This window comes from Pseudomonas tolaasii NCPPB 2192 (assembly GCF_002813445.1).
In the GTDB taxonomy this organism is placed as follows: Bacteria; Pseudomonadota; Gammaproteobacteria; order Pseudomonadales; family Pseudomonadaceae; genus Aquipseudomonas; species Aquipseudomonas tolaasii.
Genome location: NZ_PHHD01000001.1, coordinates 5146480 through 5159213, shown reverse-complemented (window position 1 = coordinate 5159213; position 12734 = coordinate 5146480). Strand labels below are relative to the sequence as shown.

At 61.1% G+C, this 12734-nt stretch carries 13 protein-coding genes and 1 pseudogene; 9 read left to right on the top strand and 5 right to left on the bottom strand.

The window, feature by feature from the left end; genetic code table 11:
- Positions 1–7: 7 nt before the first annotated feature.
- The 3 genes from ATI14_RS23690 to dctM all read left to right on the top strand — a co-directional run bounded on the left by ATI14_RS23690 (position 8) and on the right by dctM (position 3065).
- Positions 8–991 (top strand): TRAP transporter substrate-binding protein, encoded by a 984-nt coding sequence (locus ATI14_RS23690; protein ID WP_016971514.1) that lies wholly within the window; start codon positions 8–10, stop codon positions 989–991.
- A gap of 161 nt (positions 992–1152) precedes the next feature.
- Positions 1153–1785: a TRAP transporter small permease gene (locus ATI14_RS23685; protein ID WP_016971515.1), complete on the top strand. Its 633-nt coding sequence runs from the start codon at positions 1153–1155 to the stop codon at positions 1783–1785.
- The gene (gene dctM / locus ATI14_RS23680) at positions 1785–3065 is read left to right on the top strand and encodes a C4-dicarboxylate TRAP transporter large permease protein DctM (RefSeq protein WP_016971516.1); all 1281 of its coding nucleotides are present in this window, start codon (positions 1785–1787) and stop codon (positions 3063–3065) included. Before ATI14_RS23685 ends, dctM begins: the two co-directional genes overlap by 1 nt.
- A gap of 126 nt (positions 3066–3191) precedes the next feature.
- On the opposite strand, the gene ampC is transcribed toward dctM, so the two are convergent.
- Entirely contained in the window at positions 3192–4334 is a 1143-nt protein-coding gene (gene ampC, locus ATI14_RS23675) for a class C beta-lactamase (RefSeq protein WP_016971517.1), read from the bottom strand.
- Between the two features lie 132 nt (positions 4335–4466).
- Here ampC and ATI14_RS23670 point away from each other — a divergent pair, with 132 nt between their 5' ends.
- Together ATI14_RS23670 and ATI14_RS23665 are read left to right on the top strand one after the other, a co-directional pair.
- Positions 4467–5345 carry a LysR family transcriptional regulator gene (locus ATI14_RS23670; protein ID WP_016971518.1) on the top strand — a complete coding sequence of 293 codons (879 nt, stop codon included), beginning with the start codon at positions 4467–4469 and terminating at the stop codon, positions 5343–5345.
- Between the two features lie 73 nt (positions 5346–5418).
- On the top strand, positions 5419–6603 hold the full coding sequence (locus tag ATI14_RS23665) for a DUF2252 domain-containing protein (protein ID WP_016971519.1): 1185 nt from the start codon (positions 5419–5421) through the stop codon (positions 6601–6603).
- Between the two features lie 126 nt (positions 6604–6729).
- On the opposite strand, the gene yghX is transcribed toward ATI14_RS23665, so the two are convergent.
- The gene (gene yghX / locus ATI14_RS23660) at positions 6730–7617 is read right to left on the bottom strand and encodes a YghX family hydrolase (protein ID WP_016971520.1); all 888 of its coding nucleotides are present in this window, start codon (positions 7615–7617) and stop codon (positions 6730–6732) included.
- A gap of 44 nt (positions 7618–7661) precedes the next feature.
- Positions 7662–8156: a PaaI family thioesterase gene (locus ATI14_RS23655; protein ID WP_016971521.1), complete on the bottom strand. Its 495-nt coding sequence runs from the start codon at positions 8154–8156 to the stop codon at positions 7662–7664.
- 121 nt (positions 8157–8277) lie between these two features.
- Here ATI14_RS23655 and ATI14_RS23650 point away from each other — a divergent pair, with 121 nt between their 5' ends.
- Positions 8278–8832: a YceI family protein gene (locus ATI14_RS23650; RefSeq protein WP_016971522.1), complete on the top strand. Its 555-nt coding sequence runs from the start codon at positions 8278–8280 to the stop codon at positions 8830–8832.
- On the opposite strand, the gene ATI14_RS23645 is transcribed toward ATI14_RS23650, so the two are convergent.
- On the bottom strand, positions 8829–9719 hold the full coding sequence (locus ATI14_RS23645; protein ID WP_016971523.1) for a DMT family transporter: 891 nt from the start codon (positions 9717–9719) through the stop codon (positions 8829–8831). The two genes, ATI14_RS23650 and ATI14_RS23645, sit on opposite strands and share 4 nt — an antisense overlap.
- A gap of 89 nt (positions 9720–9808) precedes the next feature.
- On the opposite strand from ATI14_RS23645, the gene ATI14_RS23640 reads away from it, so the two are divergent.
- Positions 9809–11134, top strand: a complete 1326-nt coding sequence (locus ATI14_RS23640; protein WP_016971524.1) for an aminotransferase-like domain-containing protein — start codon at positions 9809–9811, stop codon at positions 11132–11134.
- Here ATI14_RS23640 and ATI14_RS23635 read toward each other — a convergent pair whose 3' ends face one another.
- Positions 11135–11566, bottom strand: coding sequence for a nuclear transport factor 2 family protein (locus tag ATI14_RS23635; protein WP_016971525.1), 432 nt, complete (start codon positions 11564–11566; stop codon positions 11135–11137). It lies immediately after the preceding gene.
- A gap of 260 nt (positions 11567–11826) precedes the next feature.
- Between ATI14_RS23635 and ATI14_RS31720 the strand changes: the two are divergent.
- Both ATI14_RS31720 and ATI14_RS23630 read left to right on the top strand, forming a co-directional pair.
- A pseudogene (locus ATI14_RS31720) lies at positions 11827–11949 on the top strand (DUF6434 domain-containing protein); the annotation flags it as partial.
- Positions 11950–11966: 17 nt separating this feature from the next.
- The gene (locus tag ATI14_RS23630) at positions 11967–12701 is read left to right on the top strand and encodes a CPBP family intramembrane glutamic endopeptidase (RefSeq protein ID WP_016971526.1); all 735 of its coding nucleotides are present in this window, start codon (positions 11967–11969) and stop codon (positions 12699–12701) included.
- Positions 12702–12734 lie beyond the last annotated feature (33 nt).

Below are 12734 nucleotides of genomic sequence, written 5' to 3'. Positions count from 1 at the left end.
ATTTTCCATGCTCAAGCTTTCCCGGGCGCTGCTGTGCGCCGCCAGTGTGTTCGTTGCGGGCCTGGCCCAGGCGGCGGACCCGATTGTGATCAAGTTCGCCCACGTCGTGGCGGAAAACACCCCCAAGGGCCAGGGCGCGCTGCTGTTCAAGAAACTCGCCGAAGAGCGCCTGCCGGGCCGGGTCAAGGTTGAGGTGTACCCCAACTCGTCGCTGTTTGGCGACGGCAAGGAGATGGAGGCGCTGCTGTTGGGCGACGTGCAGATGCTGGCGCCGTCCCTGGCCAAGTTCGAGCAATACACCAAGCAAGTGCAGATTTACGACCTGCCGTTCCTGTTCAACGACCTCGCCGCTGTCGACCGTTTTCAGGCTGCCCAGGGCAAGGCGCTGCTGACCTCGATGCAGGACAAGAACATCCTCGGCCTGGCCTATTGGCACAACGGCCTCAAGCAGCTTTCCTCGAACAAGGCCCTGCATGAGCCCAAGGACGCCCGTGGCCTGAAATTCCGTGTGCAGGCCTCCAGCGTACTCGAAGAGCAGTTCAAGGCGATCCGCGCCAACCCGCGCAAGATGAGCTTCGCCGAGGTGTACCAGGGCTTGCAGACCGGCACTGTGAATGGCACCGAGAACACCTGGTCGAACTATGAAAGCCAGAAGGTCAATGAGGTGCAGAAGTACTTCACCGAGTCCAACCACGGCCTGATCGACTACATGGTGATCACCAACGCCAAGTTCTGGAGCGGCCTGCCACCGGATGTGCGCAGCACGCTGGAGCAGATCATGGGTGAGGTCACCGTCGAGGTGAACAAGCAGGCCGAGGCGCTGAACCAGTCGGCCAAGCAGAAGATCATCGACGCCAAAACCAGCGAAATCATCGAACTGACCCCCGAGCAACGCCAGTTGTGGCGCGAAGCCATGCGCCCGGTGTGGCAGAAGTTCGAGGGTGAGATCGGCGCTGACCTGATCAAGGCGGCCGACGCGTCCAACCAGTGATCGCTTGAACGACACGGGGCAAATGTGGGAGCTGGCTTGCCTGCGATAGCGGTTTGTCTGATGCACCGCTATCGCAGGCAAGCCAGCTCCCACAGAGATCTTCTTCCACAGTTTGACCCGGTTTCCACCCTGACATCATTCCCGCTTCGCGAGGTTTTGCCATGCAAACGCCAAGGCGCATCTGGGAGCACCTGGAGGAAGGTTTTATCGCCTTCCTGCTGGCCGCCATGACCCTGGTGACGTTCGTTTACGTCATGCTCAACAACATTTACACGCTGTTCTTTTCCCTGGCCGACAAGTGGGCCTTCAGTAGCCCCTTCTTCAACGCCCTGGGCGACCACACCATGACCTGGGCCCAGGACATGACCTGGAGCGTGGCGCTGACCAAGGCCATGTTCGGCTGGCTGATTTTCTTCGGTATTTCCTACGGCGTGCGCACCGCCGGCCACCTCGGCGTAGACGCGCTGGTCAAGCTGACCAAACGCCCGGTGCAACGCATCCTCGGCATGCTCGCCTGCCTGTGCTGCCTGGCTTACGCCGGGCTGTTCATGGTCGCGAGCTACAAGTGGGTCAGCGCGGTCATGAGCGCGCACATCGGCGCCGAAGACCTTGACCAGTATGGCATCGACGTCGGCGACATCGTGCTCATCGTCCCCATCGGTTTCGCCATGGTGTTTGTGCGCTACCTGGAAATTTTCTACCGCATCTTTACCCACCGTCAGGTCGGGTTGGGGCTGGCCGATGAAGCCGGCGAGGCCAGCAAGTTGGCCGGCAGCCATGAGGAGCGTCACTGATGGCCGTGCTCTGTCTGTTTTTGCTGTTGTTCGTGTTCATGTTCCTCGGCGTGCCGATCGCGATTTCCCTGGGGCTGTCCGGCGCCGTGTCGATCCTGATGTTCAGCCAGGACTCGGTAAGCTCGCTGGCGATCAAACTGTTTGAAACCTCCGACGCCTACACCTTCCTGGCGATTCCGTTCTTCCTGCTTTCCGGCGCGTTCATGACCACCGGCGGCGTGGCACAACGGCTCATCGATTTCGCCAACGCCTGTGTCGGCCACATCCGTGGCGGCCTGGCGATTGCGGCGGTGCTGGCGTGCATGCTGTTCGCCGCGCTGTCCGGTTCATCGCCGGCCACAGTGGCGGCGGTGGGTTCGATTGCGGTGGCGGGCATGGTGCGTTCCGGCTATCCGAAGGAATTCGGTGCGGGGATCATCTGCAACGCGGGGACGTTGGGCATTCTGATTCCGCCGTCGATTGTGATGGTGGTGTATTCGGCCGCCACCGAAACCTCGGTCGGCAAGCTGTTTATGGCCGGGGTGATTCCGGGGTTGCTGCTGGGCCTGATGCTGATGGTCGCGATCTACATCGTCGCGCGCATCAAGAAGCTGCCGGCCCAGCCACGCGCTACCTTTCGTGAATGGCTGACCTGCGCTCGCCGTGCATTCTGGGGGTTGCTGCTGCTGGTGATCATCCTCGGCGGCATCTACAGCGGCATGTTCACGCCAACGGAAGCGGCCGCAGTGGCCGCGGTATATTCGGCATTCGTGGCCCTGTTCATCTACAAGGACATGAAGTTTCGCGATTGCCCCAAGGTGCTGCTGGAATCCGGGCGGCTGGCGATCATGCTGATGTTCATCATCGCCAACGCCATGCTGTTTGCCCATGTGCTGACGACCGAGCAGATCCCCCAGGAAATCACCGCATGGGTGATCTCTGAAGGGCTGACGCCGATTGGTTTCCTGATCATGGTCAACATCGTGCTGCTGGTAGCGGGCAGCTTTATGGAGCCTTCGGCGATTGTGCTGATCCTGGCGCCGATCTTCTTCCCGATTGCCATCAAGCTGGGGATCGACCCGATTCACCTGGGGATTGTGATGGTGGTCAACATGGAAATCGGCCTGGTGCACCCGCCGGTGGGGTTGAACCTGTTTGTGACCTCGGCGGTGACGGGCTTGAGCCTGGGTCAGACGATTCGCGCGGCGCTGCCGTGGCTGATGATTTTGCTGGTGTTCCTGATCATGGTCACCTACCTGCCGTTCATTTCGCTGGCGCTGCCGCACTGGCTCGGCATGTAAGCCACGCCGTAAAGAATGTGGGAGCCGGGCTTGCCCGCGATGGCGGTGTATCAGTCACCTGACGTATTGACTGACACACCGCCATCGCGGGCAAGCCCGGCTCCCACATTTGGGTTTTGTTCGACGTTAGTGATCTATCGCGCTCAAGATCGCATGGGCCACTTTCACCCGCTCACCATTCGGGTAGTTCTTGTTGGCCAGAATCACCACGCCAATATCCCTGCTCGGCACGTACGCCACGTACGCACCAAACCCGCCGGTAGAGCCGGTTTTGTTGAACAGAATATCGGCGGTTTCAGTCTTTGCCGGGTTGAGCCAGTTGACCTTGTGCGGCTGCATGACCATTTCGGTGGAGTTGCCGTCCAGCAAGGCCTGGAGCTTGATCGGGTAGGGGTAGGCTTCCCAGCCCAGGCCCTGGGTCATGCCATTCACCGTGTAATAGCCGGTGTGGGTGGTAGCGATGGCCTGCTGCAAAGGCTTGTCCAGTGTGCCGGGGTGCATGTTGGCGACTACGTAGCGAGCCAGGTCCTGGGTGCTGGTTTTGATGCCGTAGGCTTCGCTGTCCAGTGCGCCGGGGCTGACGCGTATGGGTTTCTGGTTTTTGTCATAGCCTTGGGCGTATTGGGCTGACTTGTCGGCGGGGACACTCACGTGGGTGTTTTTCAAACCCAGCTTTGGCAGCAGGGTTTTCTCCATCGCCACATTGAACGGCTGCCCGAGGCTTTGCGCGGCGAGGTAGCCGAACAGGCCGATGCTCGGGTTGGAATAGAGGCGTTGCTCGCCAGGTGCGTACTTGGGTTTCCATTGCTGGAAATAGGCGAGCATGGATTCGGCGTTATCAGCTGCATCGGGGAATTGCAGGGGCAAGCCGCCGGGAGTGTAGGTCGCCAACTGCAACAGGCTGATGTGATCAAACACGCCGCCGGCCAGCGCCGGCAAGTGTTCACTGGCCTTGTCCGACAGCTTGAGCTTGCCGGTGGCCTGGGCGTAACCGCCGAGGGTGGCGGTGAAGGTTTTGCTCACCGAGCCGATCTCGAACAGGGTGTCTTCGGTGACTTTCTGCTGGGTGTCTTTGGCGGCGACGCCGTAATTAAAGTATTGCACTTGCCCTTTGTTGACCACGGCCACTGACAGGCCGGGAATACCCTGTTGCTGCATCAGTGGCTCAACGCGGCTATCCACAAGGGCACGCAGGTCCGTGGCCGCCATGGCCGTGCCGGAGCCCAGCAACAAAGCTGATATCAGCATTTTTTGTAGGTTGTGTTTCATGGTGGTTCGCTTCCCTGTAAAGGATGTACTGATGATCAAGGCCTGCGCAGGTGCGGCAAATCTAGGTGGATTTTGTGGTGGCGGCAAACGATGATATCTCGCACCTGCCATTAGAAAAATTAAGGGTCAAGCATGTTGCGCTCCCATTTGCCCCTCAATGCCTTGCGTGCCTTCGAGGCCTCGGCCCGTCATTTGAGCTTTACCCGCGCGGCCATTGAGTTGTGCGTGACCCAGGCCGCCGTCAGCCATCAGGTGAAAAGCCTGGAGGCGCAATTGAACGTGACGCTGTTCAAGCGCCTGCCCCGCGGGCTGATGCTCACCAGCGAAGGTGAAACCCTGCTGCCTGTGGTGCGCGAGTCGTTTGACCGTATTGCCCAGACCCTCAGCCAGTTCGAAGGCGGCCATTACCGCGAGGTATTGACCGTTGGCGCGGTGGGCACCTTTGCCGTGGGCTGGCTGCTGCCGCGCTTGCCGGACTTTCAGGCGCGTTACCCGTTTATCGACCTGCGCCTGTCCACTCACAACAACCGGGTGGACGTAGCCGCCGAGGGTCTGGACTACGCGATCCGCTTCGGCGCCGGTGCCTGGCATGGCACGGAGGCGTGCGAACTGCTGGCGGCCCCACTGACCGTGCTTTGTGTGCCCCCTATCGCCGAGCAACTGCACACCCCGGCGGATGTGCTTAAACACACGTTGCTGCGTTCCTACCGTGCCGATGAGTGGAGCCAATGGTTCCAGGCGGCCGGGTTGCCCGCCGATACCCTGGTGCCGCGCAGCATCGTGTTCGACTCGTCGCTGGCGATGATGGAAGCCGCTCTGCAAGGCATCGGCGTGGCGCTGGCCCCGGCGATGATGTTCTCGCGCCAACTGGAAAGCGATGTGATTCGTCAACCGTTCCAGACCGGTATCACCACCGGCAGCTACTGGCTGACGCGCTTGCAGTCGCGCACGGAAACCACGGCGATGGCGGCATTCAAGGGCTGGTTGAAGGAGGTGGCGGAAAGAGGGTGAATGTTTATCGCTGAAACAAAATGAAACATTTGTGACGGGCTAACCTCTACCGTACCCCGTCCTGAGTGCTTTCATGAAAATTCCGCGCCCCTCCGACCGCATGCCCCACCTTACCCAACTGCGCAACCTGAAGATGGCGCGCTCGGCCCACGCCTACGTGCGGGGCAGCACCGTGCAATTCTACGAGTGGCTGCACAGCCAGCCGGGTCGCCGTCTGCCCCACGGCCCTGCGATCTGGATTTGCGGCGACTGCCACGCCGGCAACCTTGGCCCGACCGGTGACAACAAGGGCCGCATCGACATGCATATCCGCGACCTCGACCAGACTGTGATCGGTAACCCGGCCCACGACCTGGTGCGCCTGGCGCTGTCACTGGCCACCGCTGCGCGGGGTTCCGACCTGCCCGGCGTGACCACCGCACGCATGCTCGAAGAAATGATGGTGGGCTATGAGCAGGCTTTTAAAGATAAGCCTGATGAGGTGCCACCGCGCCCGTCCCAGGTCAAGGCGGGCATGCGCAGTGCAGTGGAACGCACGTGGAAAAACCTGGCGCGTGAACGTATCGAAAATGCCCGGCCGAGCATTCCGCTGGGCAAGCATTTCTGGTCGCTGTCGCGGGCAGAGAAGGGCGCACTCCAAAACCTTTGCGCGTCGGACGAAATCCATCAACTGGTCACCTCCCTCAAAGGCCGCCCCAAGGACGCCAGGGTCGAACTGCTGGACTCGGCCTATTGGGTCAAGGGCTGCAGCTCCCTGGGCCTGATGCGTTACGCCGCCTTGCTCGGCGTCGGCGACAAGGATGACCAGGAATACTGCCTGATCGACATCAAGGAAGCCGTCGGCGCCGCTGCACCCCGCGTGGCGCGGGCCAAAATGCCGCGGGACAATGGCCGTCGGGTGGTGGAGGGCGCGCGCCAGTTGTCACCGGGGTTGGGCGAACGCATGCTCGCCACGCGCATGCTGGACCACGGTTTTTTCATCCGCGAACTGCTGCCCCAGGACATGAAGCTGGAGCTGGATGAACTCAGTGAAATCGACGCCATGCACGCCGCCGGTTACCTGGCTCGCGTAGTCGGCATTGCCCACGCGCGGCAGATGGACCGGGATACGCGCAAGGAGTGGATGGCGACGCTACAGGAAAACCGTTCGAAGCAACTGGATGCGCCGTCGTGGTTATGGACCAGCGTGGTGCAGTTGGTGGGCAGCCATGAGCAGGGGTATCTGAACCATTGCCGGCGGTATGCCTTGGAACATTGACCCGGAAAACAACAAACAACCCCTGTGGGAGCTGGCTTGCCTGCGATGACGGAGTGTCAGCGAGCAAATGTTCAGCTGATAAATCGCTATCGCAGGCAAGCCAGCTCCCACCGTTGGGCTGGTCGTCTACGCAAGGTATTTGTTGAACCAGCCCAGTGTTCTTTCCCACGCCAGGTTCGCCGCGGCTTCGTCATACCTCGGCGTCGAATCATTGTGAAAACCGTGGTTGGCGCCCTTGTAGATAAACGCCTCATACGTCGTACCCGCTGCCTTCAGCGCCTTTTCATACGCCGGCCAGCCCTCGTTGATGCGGGTATCCAGCTCGCCGTAATGCAGCATGATCGGCGCCTTGATGCGCGGCACGTCCTTGGCGTCGGGTTGCCGCCCGTAGAACGACACCGCCGCGCCCAGTTCGGGGTAGGCCACGGCCGCCGCATTGGTCACACCGCCGCCGTAACAGAAGCCGGTAATGCCGACCTTGCCGGTGCTGCTGTCGTGGTGCATCAGCCATTCGATGGCGGCGAAGAAGTCGTTCATGAGTTTCTCAGGGTCGACTGTCTGTTGCAGCGCCACGCCTTTCTCATCATTGCCGGGGTAGCCGCCCACCGAGCTCAAACCATCGGGCGCCAGGGCGATAAAGCCGGCTTTGGCCAGGCGCCGCGCGACGTCTTCGATGTAGGGGTTCAGGCCACGGTTTTCATGCACCACCACTACGGCGGGCAACTTGCCGGCCGCTTTGGCCGGGCGCACCAGGTAGCCGCGCACGCTGCCGTTGCCCTTGGGCGAGGGATAAGTGATGTAGTTGGCGACGATGTCCGGGTCGGTGAATTTGACCTGTTCGGCCAGCGCGTAGTTGGGGCTCAGGGCCGCGAGCAGGGCCGAGGCGGTGAGGCCGCCGAAGGTGAACAGCGCGGCGCGGTCGAGAAATTCGCGGCGGTTGATCTTGCCGTGGGCGTAGCCGTCGTAGAGTTCCAGCAATTCGGGAGCAAAGTCTTTCGCGGTGAGACGAGTCATCGGAGCAATCCTCGATTGGCGGTGGCCGTCACTGTAGACCAGGTTCAACCTTCGCGGCCATGGGCGGCGTCCGACAGTTGCCGGGTGTCGACGCGCACGAATATCGAGTCGCCGATGGCGGTCAGCACATCCCCGGCATACACCTCGCAGACCACGCGGCTTTTGCGCCCCACGTCGCCTTCCACACGGGCGCGCAAGGTGAGTGTGACGCCCATGGGCGTCGGTTTGATGAATTTGATGCCCAGGTTGCCGGTCACACAGTCGATGCGCGGCAGGCTGCCGGGCTCACGCTGTTCGGCGCGGTAGTGGTAAGCCATGGCGGTCCAGTTGGAGTGGCAGTCCACCAGCATGGCGATTAAACCGCCGTACACCAGATCGGGCCAGCCGCTGTATTGCGCGTCGGGCAGGTGTTCGGCGATCAGGTGGATGCCATCGGCGTCCCAGCGGCTCTTGATGTGCAGGCCATGGGGGTTACTGGCGCCGCAGCCGTAGCAGATGCCTTCCGGCGCGGTGATGTCCTGTAGGGCAGGGGTGTGCATGCAGCGTCCTTATTGTTGTGGGGCGACTACTCTGTTTAGCAGGCAACAGGGCGAATGGGAATAAACCTGTGGCATGGGGTGTTAGCTCAGTACCTGTTTCCTGCCCTATACGGAGCGTTGCATGAAGCCTCTCGTTTACCTGGCCATCCTTCTCGGTTTTTGCACCAGCGCCCAGGCGGTGGAGTACAAGGACGTCAACCGCACGGCCAGCCAGATCAGCTTCACCTACAAACAATTGGGCCAGCGCGTATACGGCACCTTCAGCGATTTTGAAGGCACGCTGACGTTTGACACGCAAAAGCCCGAAGCCGGGCATGCGTTGCTCAAGATTCAGTTGGCGAGCATCGACGCCGGCAGCCCCGACGCCAACGACGAGCTGCAACGCGCCTCCTGGTTCGATACCGCGACTTACCCCGTGGGCGTGTATGAGTCCACAGCCGTCAAGCCGCTGGGCGACAACCGCTACAAGATCAGCGGCAACCTGACCATCAAAGGCACCACGCGGCCGGTGGATGTGGATGTGGTGCTCAAGGAGCAAAGCGGCATCGGCGTGTTCGACGGCGAGCTGATCCTCAAGCGCGACGACTTCAAGATCGGCGAAGGCGAATGGGCCGGGAACAGCGTGGTGTCCAACGACATCGACATCAAATTCAAGATGGTCGCGCCGCAACGCTAACGCGCACACTTTTTCGCCCCGGCCACGCAGCCGATCACCGCGACCGTCACCAGCAGCATGCCCAGGCTGACCTGCTCATGCAGCAGGCCCGCCGCCAGCGCCAGTCCGAAAAACGGTTGCAGCAACTGCAATTGGCCAACCGCCGCGATGCCGCCCTGGGCCAGGCCGCGGTACCAGAACACAAAACCGATCAACATGCTGAACAGTGCCACATAACCCAGGCTCAGCCAGGCGGGCAGGCTGATGCCGGCCACACTCGACGGCGCCAGCATCACGCTCAAGGGCGCCACAACCGGCAGCGACACCACCAGCGCCCAGCAAATCACCTGCCAGCCGCCCAGGCTGCGTGACAGTTTGGCGCCTTCGGCATAGCCCAAACCGCACACCAGAATCGCCAGCAGCATCAACATATCTCCAACAGGTGCAGCGCTCAGGCCCTGGGCGAAGGCGTAGCCCATGACCAGCATGCTGCCCAGAATGGAAAACAGCCAGAACACCGGGCGCGGACGTTCGCCGCCCCGCAGCACGCCAAACAGTGCAGTCGCCAGCGGCAACAGCCCCACAAACACGATGGAATGGGCGGAAGTCACGTACTGCAGCGCCAGGGCGGTGAGCAACGGAAAACCGATCACCACGCCGAGGGCGACAATCACCAGCGACGCCCATTGATTGCGCACCGGGCGTTTCGCCTTGAACAACCCCAACAGACCAAGCCCGAGCACTGCTGCAATCGCGGCGCGAATCATGGTGAGAAATACCGGGTCGAATTCCATTACTGCCAGGCGCGTGGCCGGCAATGAACCGCTGAAAATCACCACACCGATAAAACCGTTGATCCAGCCCTGAGTGCTGCTGTCGAGTGTGCCGAGTCGCGAGGTGCGTTCCATGGGAAAGGGCCTGAAAATAGTCGTTGTGTGCCCGGCATCCTGAGGGTGAAAATCAAGACAATCAAAAAATTGTCATGGATACATCGCTTATGCCCCGCGCGCGCTATAAAACGCTGGTCGACTCGTTTGCCCAAGCCATTCGCAGCGGTGCAATGCCGCCCGGCACGCGCCTGCCTACCCATCGCCAACTGGCCGCCGACCACGGCCTGGCGCTGGCCACCGCGAGCCGCGTGTACATCGAGCTTGAAGGCATGGGCCTGGTCAGCGGCGAAACCGGTCGCGGCACTTTCGTGCGCGAAATCGCCTTGCCGCCGGGGCAGGGCAGCGGCCAGATGAACCTCGCCTCGGGCATGCTCGATCTGAATTTCAATTACCCGTCGTTGCCGGGTCAGGCTGATTTGCTGCGTACCGCCTTGCGCCAGTTGGCACTGTCGGGCGACCTCGAAGCCTTGCTGCGTTACCAGCCCCACGCCGGTCGCGCCCATGAACGTGCCGTGATGGCGCGGCATTTGCTCCGTCGCGGGCTGACGGTTGGTGCCGATCAGGTGCTGCTGGTCAGCGGTGCCCAGCATGGTTTGGCCGTGACCCTGATGGCGCTGCTCAAACCCGGTGATGTGATTGCCGTGGATGCGCTGACGTATTCAGGCTTCAAGGTGCTGGCCGAAACCCTGCACCTGGAAATCGTCGCCATCCCGGTCACCGCCCATGGCCCCGACCTGGAGTTTTTGCGCAGCTTGTGCCGCAAGCGCCCGGTGCGTGCGGTGTACAGCATCCCCACTTTGCACAACCCACTGGGTTGGGTGATGAGCCTGGCGCAACGCGAGCAGTTGGTCGCCATCGCCCGTGAGCACCAACTGACGATCATCGAGGACGCGGCCTACGCATTCCTCGCCGATGACGCGCCGCCGCCGCTGGCGAGCCTGGCCCCGGAATGCACGGTGTATGTGGGCGGGCTGTCCAAAAGCGTGGCGACGGGTTTGCGTGTCGGGTTTATTGCAGCCCCGCCGGCGTGGGTGAACAGGCTGGAACGCACCATCATGGCCACCACCTGGAACGTGCCGGGGGTGATGAGTGCGATTGCCGTGGCGTGGATCGAGGACGGCACTGTGGCCCGACTGGAAGCGCAAAAGCGCGAGGATGCCAGGGCCCGACAGGTATTGGCGGCGCAGGTGTTGCAGGGCGTGAGCTACATCAGCCACCCCTCATCCTACTTTTTGTGGCTACCGTTGGCCGAGGACGCGCGGGCAGATCAAATGGCGATGGCGTTGCAGCGGGAAAATATTTCGGTGTCCACCGCCGAGCCCTTTGCGGTCTCGGCGTTTGTGCCCCATGCGTTGCGCCTGGCGCTGGGCTCGGTAGACATGCCGGCCTTGCGCCAGGCGCTGTTGACAATACGCCGGGTCGTGGCGTGGTGATCAGTACTTGTAAGCCTGACGACCGATCAGGATCCACTTGCCTTTCTGCTTCTGCCAGACCTGGAAGTTATCGATATCGGTGGGCGTGTCGACGCCACTGTTCACCGCCAATGCGTGGAAGTGGTTGCGCACCAGGGCGGTATCGCCGTCCAGGGTGATGGTCTGGTTTTGCATTTCCAGGGTTTTGAACGCGCTGGTGTGGGACTCAAGGTCGGCGATGAATTGGTCTTTGTTCTGCACCTTGCCGCTGGAATGGCCGTAGGTGAGTTTGTCGGACGTCAACGCGTGCAACTGTTTGAGGTCCAGGTGCAGCATGGCTTGGGTCAGTTGGTCGACCGCTTGAGCCACATCCTTCTCGGCCGGGGCAGGCGCAGCTGCGACGTAACCGGTGAACAGGCACAGAAAACCGATCAGCACTTTGACGTTTTGCATGGGTGTTTCCTTATTCTTGTTGGGGGCGATGACGACCGCTTAAGTCGTCGTACAACCATGCAATATTTCAGGTGGGTAAGGAAAGTGAAATTTCGAAATATCTTGAAAAGATTAGCGATAAAGGCGTTCTAAGTCGTGGCTGTTCTTGTACGACGTCCCAACACGCTTATTTGCTTGGCGCCGTTTTTGCCGGCTACTTCCTGTGCGAATGGCACATCGCTATGCTAGCGGCCAAATAATAAATCGCCCCGAGGGCCAAAATGGATGTTGACTGGCACCGCGACGCCATCACTCGCGCCACTCCCGTGACTGCCGACTATAAAAATACCCAAAATGTGCGCCGTTTCATGCTTGAACACTGCGGCCTCGGGCTCAGGCTCGACCTACGGTTGAGTCGCCCATGATCACTCAAGGCATGGCGGTTTTGATCGACTATGGCGTCCACTTGGCGCCGGGGTTGGTGTTGTTGGGGGCGTGGTTCGCACTCACGCCAAAAACCCAGACGGCGCTGCGCATCCTGATTCTGCTGCTGGCCTTCGTGTTGATGCGCGACGTGATGACGCCGCTCGGAATGTGGAAGCTTGGCAGCGACGTGCAGATCGCGTTCAGCTCGAATGCCTTTGTGCTGGCGATGCTGGGTGGGCTTTCGGCGCTGCTGGTGATGGTGCTTTCACGGCTGGCGCCGCAGTTGTGGCGATTGATGCGTTGGACCCTTGGCCATCCGGGCACCGGCATGCTGGCGGGGCTGATGGTGGGGTGTGCGATTGGCGTTCCGCTGCGGTTTTACCAGGGCATCGAGGCGGCGGATATTCACGGCTATTGGGTCTGGCTCCCCGGCATGGTGGTGCTCGCCTATGGCGCCAATGCGTTGGAAGAGGTGCTGTTTCGCGGGTTTTTGCAGGGATATCTGGAGCAGCAGGTCAGCCCGTTGCGGGCAGCGTTGATCAGTGGTGTGGCGTTTGCGGCGTGTCACACATTTCTGGCGTTGAGCGTGACCCAGTTGGGTTGGCCGGTGCTGCTGTTTACGTTGATTGAAGGGTTGGCATGTGGGTTGGTGAGGATGCGTTACGGCGTGCTGCCGGCGATCCTGGCACATGGCACCGCCATCCTGTTGATTGCGGTGCCCATCACTTGAAACACATTCCCCTGTGGGAGCTGGCTTGCCTGC

Coding starts and splice junctions, on each gene's coding strand:
- ATI14_RS23690 (WP_016971514.1), top strand. CDS start 8: ATGCTCAAGCTTTCCCGGGCGCTGCTGTGCGCCGCCAGTGTGTTCGTT.
- ATI14_RS23685 (WP_016971515.1), top strand. CDS start 1,153: ATGCAAACGCCAAGGCGCATCTGGGAGCACCTGGAGGAAGGTTTTATC.
- dctM (WP_016971516.1), top strand. CDS start 1,785: ATGGCCGTGCTCTGTCTGTTTTTGCTGTTGTTCGTGTTCATGTTCCTC.
- ampC (WP_016971517.1), bottom strand. CDS start 4,334: ATGAAACACAACCTACAAAAAATGCTGATATCAGCTTTGTTGCTGGGC.
- ATI14_RS23670 (WP_016971518.1), top strand. CDS start 4,467: ATGTTGCGCTCCCATTTGCCCCTCAATGCCTTGCGTGCCTTCGAGGCC.
- ATI14_RS23665 (WP_016971519.1), top strand. CDS start 5,419: ATGAAAATTCCGCGCCCCTCCGACCGCATGCCCCACCTTACCCAACTG.
- yghX (WP_016971520.1), bottom strand. CDS start 7,617: ATGACTCGTCTCACCGCGAAAGACTTTGCTCCCGAATTGCTGGAACTC.
- ATI14_RS23655 (WP_016971521.1), bottom strand. CDS start 8,156: ATGCACACCCCTGCCCTACAGGACATCACCGCGCCGGAAGGCATCTGC.
- ATI14_RS23650 (WP_016971522.1), top strand. CDS start 8,278: ATGAAGCCTCTCGTTTACCTGGCCATCCTTCTCGGTTTTTGCACCAGC.
- ATI14_RS23645 (WP_016971523.1), bottom strand. CDS start 9,719: ATGGAACGCACCTCGCGACTCGGCACACTCGACAGCAGCACTCAGGGC.
- ATI14_RS23640 (WP_016971524.1), top strand. CDS start 9,809: ATGCCCCGCGCGCGCTATAAAACGCTGGTCGACTCGTTTGCCCAAGCC.
- ATI14_RS23635 (WP_016971525.1), bottom strand. CDS start 11,566: ATGCAAAACGTCAAAGTGCTGATCGGTTTTCTGTGCCTGTTCACCGGT.
- ATI14_RS23630 (WP_016971526.1), top strand. CDS start 11,967: ATGATCACTCAAGGCATGGCGGTTTTGATCGACTATGGCGTCCACTTG.